This is a genomic window from Flavobacterium sp. P1_E4, from assembly GCF_056405915.1.
This window is the reverse complement of record NZ_JBFUBE010000007.1, coordinates 140260-162569: the sequence shown is the minus strand read 5'-3', so window position 1 is coordinate 162569 and position 22310 is coordinate 140260. Positions and strand designations below refer to the sequence as shown.

General features: G+C 33.8%; 21 protein-coding genes. 6 read left to right on the top strand and 15 right to left on the bottom strand.

Annotated features, from left to right (window positions below):
* Nucleotides 1-7: 7 nt before the first annotated feature.
* From AC1DY0_RS09385 to metG, 5 genes are all read right to left on the bottom strand, one after another.
* Nucleotides 8-1372: a hypothetical protein gene (locus AC1DY0_RS09385; RefSeq protein ID WP_477188344.1), complete on the bottom strand. Its 1365-nt coding sequence runs from the start codon at nt 1370-1372 to the stop codon at nt 8-10.
* 162 nt (nt 1373-1534) lie between these two features.
* Nucleotides 1535-2164, bottom strand: a complete 630-nt coding sequence (locus AC1DY0_RS09380; RefSeq protein WP_477188343.1) for a CatA-like O-acetyltransferase — start codon at nt 2162-2164, stop codon at nt 1535-1537.
* Between the two features lie 136 nt (nt 2165-2300).
* A complete protein-coding gene (locus AC1DY0_RS09375; RefSeq protein ID WP_477188342.1) occupies nt 2301-3011 on the bottom strand; it encodes an HAD family hydrolase in 711 nt (236 codons plus the stop codon).
* Between the two features lie 56 nt (nt 3012-3067).
* Entirely contained in the window at nt 3068-3946 is an 879-nt protein-coding gene (locus AC1DY0_RS09370; RefSeq protein ID WP_477188341.1) for a DMT family transporter, read from the bottom strand.
* A 135-nt stretch (nt 3947-4081) separates the two neighbouring features.
* Nucleotides 4082-6142, bottom strand: coding sequence for a methionine--tRNA ligase (gene metG, locus AC1DY0_RS09365; RefSeq protein WP_477188340.1), 2061 nt, complete (start codon nt 6140-6142; stop codon nt 4082-4084).
* 267 nt (nt 6143-6409) lie between these two features.
* Here metG and AC1DY0_RS09360 point away from each other — a divergent pair, with 267 nt between their 5' ends.
* From AC1DY0_RS09360 to AC1DY0_RS09350, 3 genes are all read left to right on the top strand, one after another.
* Nucleotides 6410-6580: a hypothetical protein gene (locus AC1DY0_RS09360; protein WP_477188339.1), complete on the top strand. Its 171-nt coding sequence runs from the start codon at nt 6410-6412 to the stop codon at nt 6578-6580.
* Between the two features lie 40 nt (nt 6581-6620).
* Complete coding sequence (locus tag AC1DY0_RS09355; protein ID WP_477188338.1) at nt 6621-7097, top strand: hypothetical protein; 477 nt, start codon at nt 6621-6623, stop codon at nt 7095-7097.
* Nucleotides 7098-7221: 124 nt separating this feature from the next.
* Nucleotides 7222-7641, top strand: a complete 420-nt coding sequence (locus tag AC1DY0_RS09350; protein ID WP_477188337.1) for a lipocalin family protein — start codon at nt 7222-7224, stop codon at nt 7639-7641.
* A gap of 109 nt (nt 7642-7750) precedes the next feature.
* On the opposite strand, the gene AC1DY0_RS09345 is transcribed toward AC1DY0_RS09350, so the two are convergent.
* Nucleotides 7751-8698 carry a 3-keto-disaccharide hydrolase gene (locus AC1DY0_RS09345; protein WP_477188336.1) on the bottom strand — a complete coding sequence of 316 codons (948 nt, stop codon included), beginning with the start codon at nt 8696-8698 and terminating at the stop codon, nt 7751-7753.
* Nucleotides 8699-8886: 188 nt separating this feature from the next.
* On the opposite strand from AC1DY0_RS09345, the gene AC1DY0_RS09340 reads away from it, so the two are divergent.
* On the top strand, nt 8887-9114 hold the full coding sequence (locus tag AC1DY0_RS09340) for a CDGSH iron-sulfur domain-containing protein (RefSeq protein ID WP_111408501.1): 228 nt from the start codon (nt 8887-8889) through the stop codon (nt 9112-9114).
* A 60-nt stretch (nt 9115-9174) separates the two neighbouring features.
* On the opposite strand, the gene AC1DY0_RS09335 is transcribed toward AC1DY0_RS09340, so the two are convergent.
* Nucleotides 9175-10077, bottom strand: coding sequence for a PhzF family phenazine biosynthesis protein (locus AC1DY0_RS09335; RefSeq protein WP_477188335.1), 903 nt, complete (start codon nt 10075-10077; stop codon nt 9175-9177).
* Nucleotides 10078-10351: 274 nt separating this feature from the next.
* Here AC1DY0_RS09335 and AC1DY0_RS09330 point away from each other — a divergent pair, with 274 nt between their 5' ends.
* Complete coding sequence (locus tag AC1DY0_RS09330; protein ID WP_477188334.1) at nt 10352-10891, top strand: DMP19 family protein; 540 nt, start codon at nt 10352-10354, stop codon at nt 10889-10891.
* A gap of 124 nt (nt 10892-11015) precedes the next feature.
* Here AC1DY0_RS09330 and AC1DY0_RS09325 read toward each other — a convergent pair whose 3' ends face one another.
* On the bottom strand, nt 11016-12932 hold the full coding sequence (locus AC1DY0_RS09325; protein ID WP_477188333.1) for a M1 family metallopeptidase: 1917 nt from the start codon (nt 12930-12932) through the stop codon (nt 11016-11018).
* A 277-nt stretch (nt 12933-13209) separates the two neighbouring features.
* On the opposite strand from AC1DY0_RS09325, the gene AC1DY0_RS09320 reads away from it, so the two are divergent.
* Complete coding sequence (locus AC1DY0_RS09320; RefSeq protein WP_477188332.1) at nt 13210-13665, top strand: hypothetical protein; 456 nt, start codon at nt 13210-13212, stop codon at nt 13663-13665.
* A gap of 73 nt (nt 13666-13738) precedes the next feature.
* Here the strand turns inward: AC1DY0_RS09320 and AC1DY0_RS09315 are convergent, their stop codons facing one another.
* From AC1DY0_RS09315 to nhaA, 7 genes are all read right to left on the bottom strand, one after another.
* Nucleotides 13739-14257, bottom strand: a complete 519-nt coding sequence (locus tag AC1DY0_RS09315; RefSeq protein WP_477188331.1) for an outer membrane beta-barrel protein — start codon at nt 14255-14257, stop codon at nt 13739-13741.
* Nucleotides 14258-14784: 527 nt separating this feature from the next.
* The gene (locus AC1DY0_RS09310; protein WP_477188330.1) at nt 14785-15618 is read right to left on the bottom strand and encodes a hypothetical protein; all 834 of its coding nucleotides are present in this window, start codon (nt 15616-15618) and stop codon (nt 14785-14787) included.
* 76 nt (nt 15619-15694) lie between these two features.
* Nucleotides 15695-16582 carry a hypothetical protein gene (locus tag AC1DY0_RS09305; RefSeq protein WP_477188329.1) on the bottom strand — a complete coding sequence of 296 codons (888 nt, stop codon included), beginning with the start codon at nt 16580-16582 and terminating at the stop codon, nt 15695-15697.
* A 282-nt stretch (nt 16583-16864) separates the two neighbouring features.
* Nucleotides 16865-18238 (bottom strand): hypothetical protein, encoded by a 1374-nt coding sequence (locus AC1DY0_RS09300; protein ID WP_477188328.1) that lies wholly within the window; start codon nt 18236-18238, stop codon nt 16865-16867.
* A 2-nt stretch (nt 18239-18240) separates the two neighbouring features.
* Nucleotides 18241-20259, bottom strand: coding sequence for a hypothetical protein (locus AC1DY0_RS09295; protein WP_477188327.1), 2019 nt, complete (start codon nt 20257-20259; stop codon nt 18241-18243).
* A gap of 8 nt (nt 20260-20267) precedes the next feature.
* Entirely contained in the window at nt 20268-20927 is a 660-nt protein-coding gene (locus tag AC1DY0_RS09290) for a hypothetical protein (protein WP_477188326.1), read from the bottom strand.
* 108 nt (nt 20928-21035) lie between these two features.
* On the bottom strand, nt 21036-22199 hold the full coding sequence (nhaA, locus tag AC1DY0_RS09285) for a Na+/H+ antiporter NhaA (protein WP_477188325.1): 1164 nt from the start codon (nt 22197-22199) through the stop codon (nt 21036-21038).
* Nucleotides 22200-22310: the final 111 nt, after the last annotated feature.

The following is a 22310-nucleotide window of genomic DNA, read 5'->3' as shown; positions in this document are numbered from 1 at the left end:
ATTAGATTCATTCAAATCCATCTATGAATTTGCGCATGGTATATTGTTTATCATAGGCGTCGTAATATCCCATAATATAATAGTTTTTGTAGCGAATAATACTTGGCGCGGTCACTTCTGGATGCTCTTCTCGAAAGCGTGAAATAAAATCGACGGCAAGTGGATCTTGATCTTGCTTGGCTTGGTCTAATTTTTTATCGAATGTGCTTTCAAAATAAACAGTTGTTGGGATATTACGGAACGATATATTAGTGTTGTCCTGGCCTATATCTGTAAATTGGATATTTCCTGTACCTCCCAAAGTAATCAAGATGGCTTTTGACGTTTTATAAACGGTTAGTCCTGCCTCTAAATAGATTAATTGATTTAAGAATTTGGTAGTGCTTTTTATCTCTTTTGGTCTTTCTCCTTCTAATTGTAGCCACAAAGGAGAGCTTTTAAAAGGAATAGTTTCGGTTTTTGAAACGGGAATACTTTTGATGATTTCGGCCGATTTGTAATCTTTTATTTCAAACAATAATTCCTCGTCATTGATGTTGAGTTGGTATATTTTATTCTCATGATAGTAGGAATTGGACTGACTCGGTAGTTTTTTGGCTATGGGTTGCGGAAAAGTCTTTTCTTGAATTTCAAAAGTCGCCAAGTCAATGTCGAAACCTTGCGTTTCATTATAATTGTGATCAAAAGTGAAAAGCAATCGATTTTTTAAGACGTAAAGTTTTGTTTTATTTGTGCCCTTGAATAATGGATTGAATTGATTTGTTTCTATTTTTTCAATGGGAAAAACTTCTGTAATTTGGCTGAAAGTTAAAGCTTGGTTTTTACTATTTTTAAAATTAAAGGAACTGAAATCCAATATTTTTTCTTCTTTTTTGCCATTTTTAAAAACATACAAAATCAATTTTTGTTCAAAATGTTTTTGCGAAAGAATATAAAATGTGTTGTTTTCCTGAAATTGGGTGATAACGGATTGATTGAAAAAAGGCAAGTCATAATTAAAAACTGCAACAGTAGTTTTGGCATTCAAATCATATTGGACAGCCATTATTTTATTAAAGTCGGTAGTAGACCAGTAAAGTGTGGGATTACCCTCGTCATTGAAACTATATCCAGCCAGTAGTTTGTATGTTATGTCAGGTCTTGCCAGTGAAAATTGATTCGTTAAGAACAAGGCACTATTGTATTTTAGGATTGTGAGTGTCTCTTTGTCGGAGACAAATGCAAAAAGATCGTGTGTGGTTGTATTTTCCGCATTTACGATTTGCTTATATTCTTTAGTTTTTTTTAGTTCCAATGGAAAAGTAGCCAATACTGTCTGGCTAAAAAGGAAGTTACATTGGATTAGAATCAAAAAAAGAATTAATTTTTTCATACGAAGTTAATAATTGTATTTTATTGGAATATGGTATCGTCATTCTTCATTTTTGTTTGTATTTTGGAATCATGGCGATTTCATAAGTTCGTTGCTTGCTGACTATGATGAATTTGTTAAAATGAATTCAAAAATACAGATTCCATTTTATATCAATTGAATTTATTGATTCATTATTTCTTGAAAATAGTCAACCATTTGGCCAACATGCATGGCATCCATCAATCCGTGATGTGCATGGATTGACATCGGCATTTTTCTTTTTCCCTTTTTTGACAGCATCATTTTCCCAAAAGAAATTTTCGGGCAGCTGTCAGGGAAAGTCATATTGCGCGCATGGGAAAGTGAAGTGAAATTCAGCCAGGGAATTGCCGAAAAGTGAATGACATTGTCGTCTTTGAATTCTCGAGTAAATAAGCCCGTTGTGCCTTGTATACGTTCGATCTCTTTTATTGACGTTTGTTCAAAAATCGCATAATCAGGATGGTATTCTATCAGGGAAAATCCAAAAGTACCATCAGCGCGACTTATAGTCGCAGATCCATCGATTCGGTCGTATATGTAGATGTGTGTATTTGAAATTCGGTATCTGAAATTTTCAAAAGCATTTACAGCCATTAAAGTTTTGTGCAGATAATATATGAAAAAGGAAGTGCCCAGTGCTTTGGACGTGTCGTACGCTTTGGTACAATCAATAGCCACGTTTACTCCAAAAAAAGGTTCTTGCATTTGTTTAAAGAAAAGGAAATGTTCTTTTCGATTCCAATTGTCCAGGTCTAAAAGTTTTTTCATTTTTTCGGTATTTAAGGTAATCCAATTCTTTAGTGCTGTGAACTTTTTAAGGAAGTGCGTTTAAATTTAAAAACCTAGCTAAAATACTAAATAAAAAGCATTTTAACTAGGCACAGTATATTTTAAAAAGCGTTTTTTATAACACCAATAAAGTCAAAACTTCTGTTATTTTTTCAAAGGCTTGAAAGTTTTTGTGCTCCACTTTATGATCAATTTTTTCATGGGCCCAAGTGGTATGAAAAGGAATGTGAACAGCGTGTCCACCAATAGCCAAAACAGGCAACACATCTGATTTTAAAGAATTCCCAATCATAAAAAATTCCTCGGGTTGTATCTCCAAACGTTTAATCAAATCCGAATAATCCACTTCTTGCTTGTCTGACATCACCTCAATATGGTGAAAATAATGTCCCAAGCTCGAATTATGTAATTTTCGACGTTGGTCCAATAAATCGCCTTTGGTGGCAACCACCAATTTGTATTTTCCTTGTAAAGCTTCTAAAGTTTCCTCAACTCCATCCAGTAAAACAACCGGTTTTTCGAGTAATTCTTTCCCGTATTGAATGATTTTTTCAACAATTTCAATCGGAATGGTGTTGTTTGAAATTCGCATCGCCGCTTCAATCATCGAAAGAATATATCCTTTGATTCCGTAACCGTACAATTTGAGATTATCGATTTCAATTTTGAATAACTCTTTCGAAATTCCCTGATGCGACAAATAATCTTCCATCAAACCACAGAATTTTTTCTCGGTTTCATCAAAGTAGGTTTCGTTGATCCATAAGGTATCGTCGGCGTCGAAGGCGATCACCTTTAAATTTTGAATTTTGCTTTTATCTAACATATTGTAAAGATGTTTTTTGTCTAATGTTTATTTTTTAAGCTACGGATTACTATTTTTTAAAAAAAGGTCTTCAATGAAATTGTTTTATTGTAAAATGTAATCCTAATTCCGAAAAGTAAAATGATTCCACCAAAAATCATTTGTAAAGTTATTTTTTCTTCCAAAAATAACCATGCCAATATTGAAGTAATTACTGCCTGACTTAATAAACTAAGCGAAACTCTTGTTGTACGCATGTGTTGTGTGGCATAACTAATCGAAAGCCATGCACACAATTGGCAAATTACAGCCTGTACTACAAATACAAACCATCCACTAGTAGAAAATCCTGTAAAAGATTCATTTAAATAATAACAAAGAATTCCTAAATAAGTGCTTGATGCCAATAAACTTATGACCATGAACGATAAAATATCAACTTCTGAAAGCACATTTTTACTTACCAAAAGATAAATCGAATATAGAATTCCGGATAGAACCGCAAACAAAAAAGCTTGATCAAAATTCAATTCCATAAAAAAACTAAAACCAACCAAAGTTACCATTCCTAATAATGAAACAGCCGTTCCGATCCAAAAGTTCGCTGCAGGTTTTGATTTTAAAAACAAAAAAGAACCAATTCCGACCCAAAGCGGAGATAAATTAGTTAATAATGATGCTTGCGTAGCACTTGAATCCTGAATAGCGATGTTCCAAACCGCTACATCCGAAGCAAATAAAATACCGCATAACCCAGCTAAAAGGGTAAGCTTTAAGGTTGGAAGTTTAAATTTTTTGTTCAAAAGCACATAAGGCAAAAGCAAAATAACCGCAAAAAACATTCTGTAAAAAGCTGAAATTAAGCCCGACGCTAAACGCAATTTTATCAATATAGGAAAAATTGAAATGCAAAGTATCCCGCAGATTAAGGCTAATCTTGGTTTTGTGATTTTCATTTAATTGTTGTTTTTGGCTCAACTGAATGTTTATTTTCTAAAATTTAATCAGTTAAGAAATGTTTCTAAAAGCAAATTGCGTGAATCAATTAAAGGTTAATCGATTCACGCAATTTTATAAATTTTTATAAAACTTTAATTTATCGTCTCACCATTTCCAACACCATCAGCATCTGGATTTATGAAAACCAATTTCCCTTCGGCATTAGTAGTCATCAAAATCATTCCTTGACTTTCAACACCGCGCAACGCTCTTGGTGCCAAATTCACTAAAACAGAAACCCGTTTTCCAATGATATCTTCAGGCTTAAAACTCTCTGCAATACCCGAAACAATTGTGCGGACATCAATTCCAGTATCTACTTTTAAAACTAAAAGTTTGTTGGCTTTTGGCATTTTTTCAGCTTCAAGGATTGTTCCCACACGGATATCCATTTTTGCAAAATCTTCAAATTGGATTAAGTCTTTTTGAGGCTCTGCTACTTTATTCTCAGCTTTGTTTGCTGTTTTAGTTGCTTCCAATTTGTCTATTTGTTTTTGAATTTCTTCATCTTCAATTTTTGCGAAAAGCAATTCAGCTTCACCGATTTGATGACCGGCTGGCAATAAATCAGAAGAGTCCGTTATAGATTTCCAATTTAAAGGCGATTCAATCTTCAGGATTCGAGACAGTTTTGTAGCCGTAAATGGTAAGAAAGGCTCACAAAGTGAACTCAAAGCGGCCGCAATTTGCAAGGCAACATACATTTGGGTTTGTACTCGATCTGGATCGGTCTTAACCATTTTCCAAGGCTCTTCATCTGCCAAATATTTGTTCCCAAGTCTGGCTACATTCATCATTTCACCTAGAGCTTCTCTAAATCTATATCTTTCCAGTGAACTCGAAATTACGGCAGGATAGGCTTTCAATTCGGTCAAAGTTGCTTCGTCAACTTCAGATAATTCATTCGGTTGAGGTACAAGACCGTTGTAATATTTATTAGTTAAAACCACAACACGATTGATGAAATTTCCATAAATCGCTACCAATTCATTGTTGTTTCTCGCCTGAAAATCTTTCCAGGTAAAATCATTGTCCTTAGTTTCCGGTGCGTTTGATGTCAATGCATAGCGCAAAACATCCTGTTGGTTTGGAAATTCTTCCAAATATTCGTGTAACCAAACTGCCCAGTTTTTAGAAGTGGATAATTTGTTTCCTTCCAAATTCAAGAACTCATTCGCAGGCACATTGTCTGGCAAAATGTAACTTCCTTCAGCTTTTAGCATCGCAGGGAAAATCACGCAGTGAAAAACAATATTGTCTTTCCCAATGAAGTGAACCAATTTTGTGTCTTGATCTTTCCAGTACGGTTCCCAATCTTTTCCTTCACGTAAAGCCCATTCTTTTGTGGACGAAATGTACCCGATTGGCGCATCAAACCATACGTATAATTTTTTTCCTTCTGCTCCTTCAACCGGAACATCAATTCCCCAATCCAAGTCACGAGTTACCGCACGAGGCTCCAATCCGCCGTCGATCCAAGATTTTACTTGTCCGTAAACATTCGGTTTCCAGTCATTTTTGTGTCCAACAAGAATCCATTCATTCAAAAAATCTGAATAACGATCCAAAGGCAAAAACCAGTGCTTTGTTGATTTCAAAACAGGAGTTTCTCCCGTAATGGTCGATTTAGGGTTAATTAAATCGGTTGCATTTAGCGTAGAACCACATTTTTCACATTGGTCGCCATAAGCTTCTTCATTTCCACATTTCGGGCAAGTTCCAACTACAAAACGATCCGCCAAAAACTGATTGGCTTTAGCGTCATACAATTGTTCCGTTATTTCCTCAATAAAGTCACCTTTGTCATACAGTTTTCTAAAAAATTCCGAAGCGGTATCGTGATGAATTTTCGCTGAAGTTCTGGAGTAATTGTCGAATGAAATACCGAAATCTGAGAACGATTTTCTAATAATTCCATCATATTTGTCAATTACTTCCTGTGGCGTAATGCCTTCTTTCTTGGCTTTCATCGAAATGGCAACCCCATGTTCATCGCTTCCGCAAACAAACAAAACGTCTCTTCCCTGCAAACGCAAATAACGGGAATAAATATCTGAAGGCACGTAAACCCCCGCCAAATGCCCAATGTGTATAGGTCCGTTCGTATAAGGCAATGCCGCCGTAATGGTATATCTTTTTGGATTCTGTATCATAACTCAATTTTATTGAGTGCAAAAATAAGCAATAGAATTGAGAGTTTAATGGTTTTTATTAGGAGCTAATCCCGCTATCCGTTGCAAATATATTCACTGAACTCCGCTGAGAATAAAAATTAGGTGAAGTAATCTTTTGTGCCGAACACCGGCACAAAAGGATTTTTACTTCTATCGAGGCTAGGGCATTTGGAGTTTTAATTCGTCTCACATTTTTAATTTGACTTTCTTTATATTTGTAGTAGTAATTAAATAAGATTAGAAATTATGGCAAAAGGACCTGAAAAAAATACTAAAAATAAGGCTTTACATACCAAATTGCTAAATCGAAAAAAGGCTAAACTTCAAGAAGAAAAAAAAGAAAAAGCAATACGGTTGAAAGCTTTAGTTGCAAAAATGAATCAGAAAAAGGATAGTAACGAATCTGATCCTACGTAACCCGATAGGTTTTTTGATAACCTATAAATAAAATAATCTAATGGAATCAGAATTTAAAGAGAAACAAAAGTTTACCCAATGGTGGTTATGGTTATTTTTAATCGGACTCGGATTTTTCCAAGCTTATGGGCTTTTTAAACAGTTGATTATAGGAGAGAATTTTGGCGACAAGCCAATGTCAGATATAGGATTAATTATCTTTGCGATACTTCCGTTTGGAATCATATTTTTGTTTTGGTATATGAAACTAGAAACAGTAATTGACCAAAAAGAAATACGAATTAAGTTTGCTCCGTTGATAAAAAAAACATTTAAATGGGAAGATGTAAAATCAGCCACAGTTTTGAACTATAAATTTGTAGGTTACGGAATTCGATTATTCACTTCTTATGGAACAGTTTACAATACCAAAGGAAATACAGGACTTGCCATTGAGTTAAAAAGCGGGAAAAAAATCTTAATTGGTACTCAAAAAGGAGATGAATTAGCCCAAATCATAGAAAATCGTTTGGCTTGAGAATTACCCATTTCAATAATTTTACAATTCGATGATAATAATATAAAGAATATCAGTAATTATATAACAGTCTTCAGACGCTCTAAAGTTAATTTAGCCATTATTAATTTTAAATAAATAGAGCATGAAAACTAAAAGCATATTATTTGCATTGTTATTAAGTATCGGATTATTTGCAACGTCTTGTAATTCTAGTGATTCAAACGAAGGGGATACATTAGCCCCCTTAGAAGGGAAATGGAGTATTGTAAAAGTTGGTACCAATGTTAATGGTGTAGAAACATTGTCTGATCCGCCACAAAATGTAAGTGGCTGTAACCATGATTTTATTGATCTAAAGATTAATAACACATTAATTTCAGGAGATTATGATTCTACTATCAGTCCATGTGCACTAACAACTGTATCAGGAACTTATTCCAAAGGAGATAGTAAAGTGACATTGGTTATAAATGGCACAAGTACAACTTATGACATTGTTAATCTTACACTTACTGAATTAAAACTAAAGAATGGTAACGCTATCTCAGTTTACATCAGATAATTCATTTATTGAGGTGTAGTATAAAACGGAAATGACTTTTTAAAAGTCGTTTCCGTTTTTTTATGAATGATAATTAAATCTAATAAAATGATGTGCGAATTGTGTTTACTTAAAATAATTTTTCAAACTCAGAAGGCAATTTATTTATTGGTTTTATTTTGATGTCTTTGTAGTAAACTTCACCAGCTTCGCTTTGCAATTGTATTTTTCCTTCGGTTAAAGGCTGGAATTTTTCGCCATCAAAATAGCGAGAATTCTGCAAAACCATGACCACTTTGCCATTGATGAGATGAAGACTTTTTCCCTCAAAACAAACCAACTCTATTTCCGTCCAACCGTTATTTGGTGTTTCGGCTCTCATTTTTCGCATGCAAAACCCAGTATTTTCGGTATGAGTCCCAAACGGAATAAATTGCTGACTTTCATCTGCAACAGCATTCATTCCTCCTTCAGGAAGATAGGCTTTAATATCAATTGCTGCATTAGCAATGTTCCAGTAATCACCAAAATGGCCTTCCATTATTTGAAATTCTTGCGATAACATCCAAGCGCGCCAGTAATCCACACCCGCTTTTCCCTGCGAATGATAGAGCACACCCGCATCCATGAGTTTGTCGGTTCTGGGTTCCCATTTTTTAGCTCCAAATTTGACTTTTAGCTTCAAGCGATAGTTTTTGAAATTTTCTTTGGTGAAAACACAACCATAATATTCACCGGAAACTTTAAGTACGGGTTCGTTGTTTTCCTGAATCACCGTAAACATATTGTTTATATTCTTATTGTAGCCAATAGGAGGGATTTCGGTGCCGTTTGCATCAGTTGGAATTTTGCCGGAATACCCGTTCTTGTGTTTGTAACTTAGATACATATCCCATTTGCTGAGGCTGTTGTCTAATAAATTTATCCAACCATCTCCGGATGAGTTCGTGTTTTTAGTTGCAGAGGTCAAGCTAAATAGAAGTGCAAGTGCTATCAGTGTGGCGTATTTTTTCATATAATTGGTTGGTAATTTGGATAGAAATGATTTCTCAAATCTACTAAATAAAGTCTCAGGCATGTTATGCTTTTTATTCAAAATCAGATACCATTTCTACATTTTATCTCTCTGTCAAATGATTTGTCAAGCTGAGATTCCTTTTAGTGATAGCTTTAGATTTAAATAGAATTAATGTAAACAATGGTTTTGAGTAATAAATCAGAATATATTTTGCAACCTTTGCCCTCGAAAAAAAACAAAACAAACTTATGAGCAAGACGAAGCTAATCATTAATAAAAACGGATCTATAAAAATAGAAGGTGATTTTGAAATTATGGACCAAGAGGGAACAGTTTATGGACTACAAGGAAGATCAGCCTTAGGTCTTTGCCGTTGTGGATTATCGGCAAACAAACCTTTTTGTGATGGTGGACACCGCAATAATTTCGAACACGATTCAAAAGCATTTGATTTGCCACCAATGAAAACGAATTAAGAAATTCTGTTTTTTGGTTTGAATATCTAAGAAGCTGCATTATTTAATGTGGCTTCTCTGTTATAAATAAAGTTCACCCCGCATCGTAATAATGGATGAACCGCCTACCAAAATATCATTTTCCCTATGCATAACTTCAATCAGTGAAGGTTGATTTAATTTAACTCCTTGCAAAATTTTATATTCTCTATTAGGTTGGGTATACTTCTTTTTTGTCAAAAAACCGATTAGAGGTCCTGCTGCTGTTCCTGTAGCGGGGTCTTCATTTATGCCGATTATTGGATTGAAAAACCGAGCTTCGGCTATGTTTTCTTGGTCTTGTTTCGAAATCGTAAAACAATAAAATCCTTCAAACCCATATTCTTTTGAGATTTCAATTAAAAGTTTGTTGTCTGGCACACACTCATTAAGTATCTGACTATTCTTTATTGGAACCATAGTGTGAGCAACTTCTGTTTTTACGATTGTGGGAACATAGTCACTAACATCTAAATCCTCGATTTTTAAACCAAGTGCCACTGCTATTTTATAAGTGGGTATTTCCTGTATAATCACAGCTGGTTTTTGATGCATTTGAACAATAGGATATTGAGTAATAGGATCAAAGTGTACCGTTAGTTTTATGGGAGAATGTTTCATGATTACAAAACGGTTGGTTTCATTTTGTTCATGGAATATTGGTATTTGTTTTAATAAAGCACCACAAACCGCACCTAACAAATTGTGTCCCGCTCCCTCTATTTCAATACCTGTAGGTGTAAACGAGCGTACGGTTAATGCTTTTTGTGCCGAGGAATAATAAACAAAAGACGTTTCAGAATAGCCAAATTCTTTAGCAATATTTTGATATACCTCTAATTTTAAATTACCATTAGTAAAGACAAMTGACAATGGGTTTCCTTTGTAACTTTTATTCGAGAATACATCCAAAACATAGTATTCCAATGTTATTCTTTCTTCCATTTAGCGTATTTTAATGATTTATTGAAAGAATAAAGTTACTACTTGTCAGTGAATCAAAGCTATAATAATGTAAATATTATGTTTTTTACAACATTCGTTTTGTTAAGTACTTAGATTTGTTGCTTTTTTGAGTTATGAAATTGTAGTTGCTGACAGTGTTTTTATTTTAAGGATAAATAGATTTAATACAATTTCATTCAGATAAATCATTTTGTTTTTCTTTTCTGTTTTAATTTAACTGAAATTTGCACCAAAGTATTTAAATATAAAACACATGGAATTCGGTAGAATAATAGTTTCAGAAACGGCCTTCAATAGTGAAAATCTTCAAGATGTGATTCACTCCAATATTTCGGTAATCAATCTAATGCGTGAAGAAGGTGTTAACAACGATTTGATTCATGAAGACGCTTTGACGAGTTATTATTTAGACTATTATTATTCCCAATATGTGGCGGGTAACTTTGCGCAATTTGTACATCAGTCAGGTTGGAATGCAGAATTGAATGAATTGATAGAAGAAGGTTTGGCATTGATTGGTGCTGAAAAACATTTGGAATTATTCCAACAGCAAAGCAAAAAAGTAAAACTAATGAGCAGTGTAAAGCTCAATAAATTCCTAAAAGGTAAATTGGAAGGTGTGAACCCCACAAGAGATTTACTCATCAACGACACTTTCTTCGAAATAGATGAAAATCTGGTTACTTTGAACGCTAATTTTTTAAAAACCCATCCCGATTTCGAAGTACTTTCCGTTGACGATATGTTTGCCTCTTTGGAAGAATTTGTAGGTCATGAGATTAAAAGGGGATAGATTATTTATTTCACAAAGATTCACAAAGAAAAATTGTAAAGATTCACAAAGAATTCTATAAAATTTTAAAAGAAAGCTTTGCGAATCTTTGTGCTTCTTTCGTGTATCTTCGCGAAACTGTTTCTTAATTTTTCACAAACTTCATTTTTTTAGAGCCTGCATCCGTTTGTACACTCATAAAATAAACGCCAGACGACCAGGAGCTAATATCCCAAGTAGTTGTCGAGTGAGTTGTTTTTATTCTTTGGCCAACTACATTGTAAAATACTGTTTTATCAACTGTTATTCCGCTTAATAAGTTTAGAGTGAGAATATCGTTTTCTTGATTTAGTGATATTTGTGTTGCAGTCAATTCAAATTTTGCTTTACTCAATGTTGTAGTGTTACCTTTTGAGATAATGTTTTTATTCGGGTCGAAAGTGATGCTCGAAATGGTAAAAGGAACGTTTTCTGTAAAAGTTTCTCCATTAATTGTGTTGTTCAAAACCAGATCCAATTGTTGACCACCAGTTCCAAAAACACGAATGGGTACCGGCATTTCAAAATAAGGAACCGAAGCATCGGATTGTGTTTGATTGACAGTAAATTTGGCTTGGCCACTGCCTAAATTTTGTGCTGTTATGTTATAAATAGGGTAGCCCTGATTGTAAATCCAGTCGTTAAAGAATTCCGATAGGCTATTGCCGTAAACCGCTTCCAAATGCGATTGCAAGTCAAGAGTCTTGGCATATTTGTAAGCAAGATTAATGTCTTTTAAATAATTTTTCACTCCTTGAAAAAACAAAGCATCCCCCATTTTTAAACGAAGCATATTCAGAACCATGGCACCTTTATTATACGTTAATCGGGAGTCAAAAATCCTGTTGACATCAGTCAGTTCTGCATCTGTCAAATATATGGCTCCATTAGTTTTGGAAGTAATATTGCTAATCATTTTGTTTTTTTCGGTTACAAAAGCGGCTTGGCCATCAAAATTTTCAATTACCAAAGCGGCAACATAAGTTGCAAATCCTTCGTTAAGCCAAATGTCTTTCCAACTGCCACACGTAATTTTGTCTCCAAACCATTGATGTGCCATTTCGTGAGCAATTAGATCTCTTTCAAAACTTACCATAAAAGAAACCGTAGTGTGTTCCATTCCACCACCCCAGCCAAATTGAGCGTGACCATACTTTTCGTTATGAAAAGGATATATTTCGAAGAGGCTTTCATACAAGTTCAAAATCAATGGTGTTTGGTCCAATTGTGTTTGAACCGAGGCTAATGTTTCAGGATAAATATAATTGATTATTGGATATTGGTTGGGAGTGGTACCGCCCGTTTGGTTGTACACACTGTAATTGGTTACGGCAATGGCAACCAAATAAGCCGGAATAGGGTAGCCGTGATGAAAATGGGTTGTTTTGTATGGACCGCTAATGATTGGTGTTGTAGTTTCTATGCCATTTGCAACGCTAATGTATTGGGATGGAGCCGTAATATAAATATCAATACTATCTGCTTTGTCATTCAAATCTTGCTTGCAGGGCCACCAATCGCGCGCGCCATAAGGCTCGGATAAAGTATATAAAACTGGTGATCCGTTGTGTATTGTTTTGGTAAATGCCTGTTCTCCATTTGCGGGAGCACCAGAATAGGAAATTATAACACTCGCTGAAGTATTTGAATTTAAGACACTTGGTAAAGTAATAACCAATTCGTTATTGGCATTTTGGATGAATGTCAAAGGAGCTCCATCCTTGGTAACCGAACTTACTGTTAATTGATTTGTTAAATCAAAAGTAACTGTTGAAAGATCCGATAATGCAGTAAAAGTCGTCGTTACAACCCCAGAAATGTAATAATTGGCAGGATCTACAGTAAAGCGAAGTTCATGATAAGTAATGTCGTAGTTTTGGGTGTTGGGATTGACTCTTAAGTTCATTTTCTCACCTGCTATCTTTTGCTCGAGAAAAGCAATGTCTTTTGTTTGACTATCTTTTTTTTGGGCGTATCCCGAAATTACTACAGCCAATAATACAATCAAGCAACTCTTTTTCATTTTGAAATTCAATTTGTATATCAAATATAGTTAATGATTTGGCTATAATCTTTGTAGAATCTCTGGTTTTTCAATTTAGCTATGCTTTAGTTAAAATATTTTGGTCATAATTAGATCAATTTTAAAGGCTTATTTTTCTGTAAATCAATTCAATACTGTTAATTTTAAATGTCATATGCAAAAAAATAATATCTTTATGGTCAGGAAATCGTAGGTCTTTTTTACTGTTTTTCTTTGCCCTAAATATTGTTTTATCGTTTAACATAAAAATGGATAGATGCAAAAAATAACTATTTTAATTAGCGGGTTTTTACTTCTTTTTCTGGGCGTGACTATAATTCCTTTTTCGCTTAAGGCAAAAGAAAATATCTCTCCATCATTGACAGTTTTTAAACATTCACAAAAACAGTTACTGTCAAAAATTCAAGATAAAAATTTAATCAAAGGAAATTGGCAAAGAGATGATGCGGCCGTTGAATTGCATATTTTGAGACTTTTAGAAAATGGTTCATTGCAAGTGAATTATTTGAATTCGAAATTTATTTTTATTGAAAAAGCGGGTTGGACAAATTCTTCAGATGTTTTGCGGTTGTTCGTTATATACAGGCAAGATGATAATCCAGGTTATAGTTTGTCGCTAAATTATCTTGCTGAAAAAGATTTGTTAATAGGTGTATATGTTGATGGATCTGATAATAAATCATATAATGTCACCTTCAAAAGAGTTAAATAAAAGTATTTTAAATCCAATAAAAAAGCCATCTGAGAAATCAGATGGCTTTTTGAAATGTATGTTTTGTTTATTCCTAAAGTTTAAACGTAACTCCAAATTTGGCACCGCTTGTTGCTGAACCTCCTCCTAATTCTAGATTAATACCAAATTTATCGGTAAAGAAATAACGACCACCTACTTGAAGTCCAAGACCTAAAGCATCATGATCAGGGTGAGGGTAGTCATTATAGTCATTATAATTCCAAAAGTAATATGTAAGCGCGGCACCTGCATAGAAATCAAATTTGCTTGGCATATTCAATATTCTGTTGAAATGGTAATTTCCATTAGCTCCAATTCCTACTGCAGTAGAATTATAATTATAACTGCTGTTACCATAATGGTATGGGTCATTATCAGTTTGAAAAGAGATTTGTCCGCCAAGAGTCCAATCCTTTGCGATTCCGTAATCAAGACCGAAATATACAGGAACTCCCCAACCTGAAGCCCCTACACCAGCGTTTAATTGTACTCCACCTTCTTCAAGAGGAGCTTGTGCAAATGCTCCAGTTGATATTAAACCAAAGGCAATTATTAGAATAAATTTTTTCATAAGTTTTGTTTTTGTTTTTAAATACAACGTAAAAATAGGATTTTATTATAGCTTCCCCTTTTTTTTTGGTCAAAAAAGGAGTTTTTCTGTGAATTTTACAAATCCGCATCTAGAGAGGGTTCTGATACAAATCAATAAATCTTTGATTATGAGTGCTTAAAAAAGAGTTGCAGTACAATCATTTTAACATTGAACTTGGTTCCAAAAAATGACATCCGATAGGTTATTATTTACCTCATAATCGAAATCAAGTTTTTTGCATCTTTTGTTTTCAAACTTGCTCGAAAAAGGCCTGCGTTGTTTTTATTTGAAAGATACATTTCTAAGCTTTCAAAGGATTTTAAAAACGAAAAATTTTTATTTTTAGAAATAATGAAATGCCAATCTTCTGGATGAAGTTTGTTGAATTGCATCTAAAAATGCCCAAATTCAGTACAGATCCTTGTTAAATTTGAAAGCTTTTTAGTCTCTGAATTTCATTTAATCGACATTTCTTTTTTGGGAAGTTTATTATTGCCTTTTTATCTTTACATTGGTGTAGTTACTAATCTTTTGTCCTTAATAGCATATAACATTTTTAGGGTATTGGATGCTTTAATCACTATTGCAGGAGTATTATAGGTATCTAGTGTTCCCCTATCATTATTAACAATTCCAAAACTTATTGATTTACCCGCTATTGAATTTCGATCAGACCAGTAATACGTTGCATTCATAGATGCATTACAAGTTGCTGGTGGGCCAAAAGAAACTCCATTAACATAACAGGTTATTGTTACCACATTGGTTGAGTTACTACCATTTATATCATCAGTTGCAAATACGGCAATAATTCGGCTGTTATCTGTTTTCATTGGAATAGTCACTTCTTGTGCGATTCCTTCAGCGATTGTTGAGTTAACAGGATTTTTGTTCGTGTAAACAGCGTAAGGATTTCTGTTGTTTAGAATGTTAAACTGATTTAAAATAACTGTGTTTGTTGGACTTGTTGCACCACTAGGTCTGGGAAATTGAGTGGTTTCCAATCTTTCAGGTTCATTTGTTTTGGAGGATGCCGTAAAAGTATTGTTTCCTATTTCTACATTGTCCATTATGAATTGTCCGCTGGCACCTGCAGTTCCGTTGTCAACCAAAGTAAAATTGGTAGTGCTTGTATAACCACTTGTATGGGTAGCTTTGATTTGTATTTCGCTAATCCAAGCAAACATAGATCCTCTTTGTACATTTTTACCTGTAGTTGAGGTGATGAATTCATTTCCAGCAACAATAGTTACCTCAGTGGTTTGTGGGATTGTATCATCTTCAATGGAACAAGAAGATAGTGTAATCAATAATACAATAATCAGTAATGCCTTTTTCATTGCTTTTGCTTCTTCTTTGTAATAGACTACCGCTTTGGTGGCGGTAGTTTCGGATATTCAATCCTCTTCAGTATTACTATTGACTTACTTCAGTCCATGCAGGTATTGTAAATGTACCATAGTTGATGGATTCTGTTAACCCTTCATAGGTTATGGTTATTTTAGTTGTTATCCCTGTGGATTCTATTATTGCAATTGTTTTGTCAAATGTTTTTTCTATAGTTAAACCATCGGGGCCATATACATTGACGATGTACTTCATATAATTGCCTTTTATAGCAGTATCATCGTTCCATACGGCAATTACGGATTTGCTTCCTGTTAGATCAAATGTTGCTTCTGGTGCAAGTGCTGAATTGTTTGGATCAAATCGCTGTGCAATTACTCCTACTTTACGGCCAGTACCCGATAATACTGAGCCTGTTTCCACAGTACCAATTATTCTTCCATTATTGGTTAATAATGGGAATAGGATTTCTTGTGGAGCTCCCAGTATAATATTCATACCTACTACAGCCTCGTATTTCGCATACGGTACAGCATTTTTTTCTGCAGTTATTTTAGCGTCTGTGTTGCCATCACTAACATAATCATAAGGAACTACCGACAGTTTAGGTGTTCCTATTGTTGTCGCTTTTGCCGTAAATGTGTTACTTCCAGAAGCAACATTTTCTATTAAAAATTGGCTTGCCCCTCCTGTACTTACCAAATCAAATACGGTTTGAGCTGATGGAAACGCAGGGTTGTTATTTACTACATCCACGGTAATGGTATTAATGGTTGTGGGTATTGTTCCTCTGTTTACATTCTTACCGGTTGTATTTGGAAAAGCATCTTTACCTACACCGATTTTTGCTGTTATGCTGGTTGAGTTTATTCCTGATATATTTTCAGGAGAGTCATTGTCTTGCGAACATGACACAATACTAAGAGCTATAAAAGCTGATAACATAATCTTTTTCATAATTTTTGTTTTTCGTTTTTGGAACACTTTTGATAGAAGTGAGAAACTATGGTTTTAATGTTTTACCATATTTTCAATTTCCATGCCAAAGTTTAATTTAAATACGTTTAAATCATAAAAAAAACGATGAAATACATTTTTTTATTAAAAATATAAATAAATTATTACTTATTTTAAACAAAAAAACAGTGTCTGAAAAAAGGATTGTTGTAGGGATTCTGTTGTAAATTAGTTATTTAACTCTATGACTTTTGGGATTTATGGGAGGAAGATTGCATCACTTTATTTAATGACTCTAATCAAGTTTTTTGCGTCTTTTGTTTTCAAACTTGCTCGAAAAAGGCCTGCATTATTTTTATTTGAAAGATACATTTCTAAGCTTTCAAAGGATTTTAAAAACGAAAAATTTTTATTTTTAGAAATAATGAAACGCCAATCTTCTGGATGAAGTTTCTTAAAATGGACTTGAAAATATCCAATTTTAGGATCGGAAGGTTGTAAGTTTAATTTTTTTAGAGGATTTGTTTCCAATGTTACGGTATTATCCCGGATGGAAGCTTTTGTTGTTGCGAAAGGAAAATTCACGAACACCTGATGATCATCAATAGCATTTTGGGCTCTCAGGTAATTATAAACCTTTTTGGAATTCGTTGTTTGCATTGAGAAGTAAAAAGAGGGTTCATGACTTGTATGTACAACCACTTTTTTTATTGGATTAAAATCGTCATCATAGTCGTAACTGATGGCCGAATCTTTCTTTTCAACTATTTCATTTAGTAATAATTCTGTTTTGGTTGGGTTGTGAGCCAAAATAGAATCCAAATCAAAACCAATCATTTTGTTGATTTTGTCGGAATGATGTTTGATAATATCTTGATTCCGAATCATTTCAAAATCAAAGCCCAATGACAATAAAGCATTCGAATTTTGAAGAAATCGCGATTCTTTTTTATACTTCGATTTGAATTGTAATTGTCCATCAATCGTTATTTCATGGTCTTCCAATTTTAGATTTAGAATTCCATCTTCTTCCAGCAAGTTGTTTTTTTTGAGCCAAAATGTTACTGCATTGTGTGTGTTAATCGTTTTTTCTATTTTTTCAGCATCTAGAAAAAGCTTTTTCAAAAATAAATCTTCGGCTACTTTTACCGCAATATGTTTTTGCTTCTCAGAAATGTTTGAAACTAGAATTTGGTTCGAATGCCTAATAATGCAAAGATTAAATGAATTTGAATAATAAGTATCCATTCCATTTTGAGGTGTGGTCTTATGGAAATTCGCTTTGGCTATTGCTTTTTCAAACACATTTTCGTTTTCAATTTCGGCGAAGACAAACCATTGACTTATTGGTTGGTTTTCGATGTGGAAAAAAGCTAAATAATCGGGTGTTTTTATTCCATATTTAGAAAGTTCAAAGCGTTTTCTAAATTCAATGTCTGTAGAATTCCATTGACAGTCTGAAGGGTTTTTTAGACAGGAAAAAACAAAATAATTTCGAATGTTTTTTACATCGACCATTGCAATTACATCAGTATTCTTCGGAATGTATTTTTCGTCAAAAGCTTTGTGAAAACCATACCGATACAAAAAAGCCATACTCCCAATGGCAATAAGAAGTATGGCAATTCCGTAAGGATAGCTTTTTTGGCTTTTCATTATTATTCAATAACGATTGTTTCCTTTTTGCTTTCAGCATATAATTCATTGATGACATCAAAGAAATATTGCAAACTGTTAGCGTGTTCCCCTTTAATCGTGTAGGATGCATCAGAAACAATAGCACCATTTTTGAATTTGGATTCTACTGTAATTTCGCCAGCATTTTTCAATGCAATATCATAGTAATTGCTTTTGATATCATTACCGAATTCCGTTTTGGATGCTGCAATTATTTTTTGAATATCAAACCAAGCAGCAGAATTGTTTTTAGAGATCGATTTTTTGAATTCAGCCTTTAATGGCATTGGAGTTTGTTGAATTAAGTTTTCTACATTTACTTTTGAAGTAGTCAACATTACCGCTCCATTTTTCATTCCGATATAAAGGTTCTCGAGCAGATTGTCTTTTTCAAAATGAATGGTGTAATATCCATTGGTCAATTGATAATCGGTAGCGGTAAATTTACTTTTATTCAAAGGAAGCTGAAGCAATTTGTTGACGAATGACTCATTTCTGGTATTCATAAGAAATGTAAAGTCGGGCTGTATTTCATCTTTGATGCCTTTGGTTTCTATTTGTTGATAATCTTCATTATAATCGATGTTCACGAAATCTCTCTGTACTTTTTTTAGATCATGAAGCACAAAAATTGCGTTACCAGGAATGAGGTCTGCTATGGCTTTTTCGTCCAAAAATAATGCAACGGCATCAATCAAAACATCAGCTTCATTGCCGCTGGCGTCTTTTGTGTAGGATTGGTAAACAGAATTCAAAGTGTTTTTTAAGACTTTGTATTCGTAGTTCATAATGGCTTGTGTGTCCATCGCAATGGAGTAATATCCCAAAACATTGTTGCCTATATAATTCAATAGGTTTTTGTCAATTTTTGAATCACATATTTCCTGATACGATTTTTTTGTTTCTTCATTTTTGGGTGTCATAACCTGATTCAATCTAATTCTGTCTTTTTCAAAATAACCATTCATATCGAAATTACTGTTTAGGATTCCGTTTTTGTAAATCCCCACTAAAGCAGAATTTGATCCTAAAATACTTGAATACAATTGGTTTGTTAATGCATCCAAATCGGCAAAAATATAAAAGTCAGATTTAGGGTTGTTGTTTTTAAAAACAGCAGAACTTGCTACTGTAGTTTCTGTTTTGGAATCGAAAGCTTCTTTGAAAATCATATCAACAACAGGACTGATTTTTAATCTTTCGATAGAATCTGTTTTTCTTAATTCGAGTTCCAATAATTTTCTATTGGTTTCTTCCAATTCGGCATTAGCTTTTTCTTGTGCAGCATAAATTTCTTCTTCGGTAGGCTCAATAATTTTTGGTTCTTCAGTTACTTTTTTGGATTTCTTTCCCTTCTTGCTCTTTCCTGTTTTTGCTTTTTCATTCTTTTCAGGATCAGGAGTTGGTTTTATTTGTTCAGAAGCATAGGCTGGTGCAACTGTAGTATAGTCAATTGCTAAGGTGTCTACAAGAACGCCTGTTGTATCCATACTTGCTAAATCAGCGTATGGTTCTGTTTCGTTGTAAATGTTTTTATTAGGTTTAGAATATGTGGCATTCACCAAAATAGCAAATTTGTCATTCCAAGCCAAATGATGCGTTTTTGAAGTAGCTACACTATTGTAAGTCCCTTGTTTTTTTACTTTAAGAGTGTCTCCATATTTAGCTTGAACCAATTTTTCGAACATCGCAGCATTATTTAGCGGAAGCAACACAACATAACTCATCACAGAGTCTTTGTTGATGAAATATTGATAGTGTTTGTTGGTTAGGTCAATGCCCGTTTGACTTAAATCCTTTGGTAAAAATTTTAATTGTTTTTTCAATAACTCTTGCATCCAAGGATATTCCTGAATGGTTTTGATTGCTACTTTGTCGTTGAGGTTTTTTCCGTTAAAGCACAAAGCAAAAGGAGCATTGTCTGGAACTTTGTTGGCTAAATCCTGAGAATATATATTTATGGAGAAACAGATGACAAGGAGTAGGAAAAGATTTTTCATGTCTATATTTAGTTGAGTGTGATTGTATTTTCGATTTTTTCGTTTCCGTTAATTACATTGATTACGGAACCGTTAAGTTTGATAGCTTTATTGCTTTTGGACGTCACTGCATTTTTGTTCGAAAAGGATTTGATGGTCGAATCAAATTTGTAAACAGATGTGTATTTGGCGTTTTGGAAAACTTCTTTATCGGCCTTTTCCAATTTATCGTATAAGGTTTTTATTGGCACTTTTTGGCTTCGAATAAACTTTTTGTCATTAAAAGTAAAATAATCAGTGGCAATTGTTGGGCTTATTTTTTTGCTGTTTTTTAATTTTAAAAAAACCGCATTGAGATTGGTTATTTTTTGAAAATCTAAATCAATTGCAAATATGTAATTAGTTAAGTCGATATTCGTTTTTACATTGGAAATTCCAGTGGTATTTTGTGCAAGTGCTTCTAGTTTGGCGGCTTCATTTTTGATTTCCTCTTTAGAAGGAATGGTATAGCCGTTGATTTTTTGCATTTTTAAAACCGAATTGATTTTAGTTTTGCTTTGGCTAAAATTAATTACAAAATTAAAATGCCCCGATCCGTCGTCTTTCATTTTCACTTCTTCAATTACTTCAAAGCAACTTTGGAACAAAAAGACAAAACACAATAAGGGTATAAAATAAAAATTTTTCATTGTATGTTTTGTTACGAGGTTTTTAGGTCATTACCTGTAATCAATGGAGCTACAAAGGAAAGGATAAAATTTCTCTTTTAGATTTATTTAACACGTTTTTTATCCTATTTATTTGATTTTAATCGATTTTTCGGGAGCTTTAAAAGTGAGTTTTAGCCATAGAAAACCTAATGTTCCAGATAAAAATGAGGCGATTAAAATAGCGATTTTTGAAAAAGTAATAACTTCTTCACCATCATTTTTAAAAGCCAATAGGGTAATAAAAATTGACATCGTAAATCCTATTCCTCCTAGCATTCCTGCCCCTAAGATATTTTTCCATTTTAGATCTCTAGGTAATTTACTAATGCCTAAACTCACGGCAAGAAACGAAAACAGCAAAATTCCTAGCGGTTTCCCAACCACAAGACCCAAAATAATTCCTATTGAATTTTCATGACTCAATCCTTCATACCAGTCAGAGTTAATTGCAATGCAGGTATTGGCGACGGCAAATAGAGGAAGGATAATAAAGGCTACAGGTTCGTGAAGAAAATGTTGTAGTTTATAGGAGGCCGTTTTTTTTCCACCATCTCCAAACGGAATTACAAAGGCCAATAATACACCAGTAATAGTGGCGTGGACACCAGAGTTCAACATAAAATACCACATAAAAACACCACCAATTAAGTATGGAGCCAGGTGATGCACTTTGCGTCGATTTAAGATAAATAAAAGGCCCAAGATGATAAAAGCATAGAGCAAGTTGTCAAAAGCAATAGTTTGAGTATAAAATATAGCAATGACAAGGATAGCGCCTAAATCATCTATTACTGCAAGAGCGGTCAGGAATATTTTTAATGAGGCTGGGATTCGACTGCCCAATAACGATAAAACACCGATGGCAAAAGCAATATCGGTAGCCATTGGAATTCCGGCTCCGTTTTGGGTTTGCGTACCATAATTCAATGCCAGAAAAATTCCGGCAGGTACAATCATTCCGCCCAAGGCTCCAAAAATAGGAAGTATGGCGTTTTTGATGTTAGCCAATTCACCGTGATACATTTCGCGTTCCAATTCTAAGCCAATCAATAAAAAGAAAATAGTCATTAACCCGTCATTAATCCAATGTGTAATAGAATGATGTCCAATTTCGGTGTTCCAAAAAGCGATATATTCAGTTTGAATTAATGAGTTAGCCAGTAATAAAGAGACTACTGTTACAAAAAGAAGCAATAGACCACTTGCTTTTTCACTTTGAAAAAATGCAGTAAATGTTTTGGTTAATTTCATCTTTATATTTCGCTTTAAAAGTAAATGGCTAATTTAAGCATTGTAGGTTAATTATTCTGGGTTCAAACCATAAACCATGATTTTTTAATTAATTTTGAAACTCTAATTTAG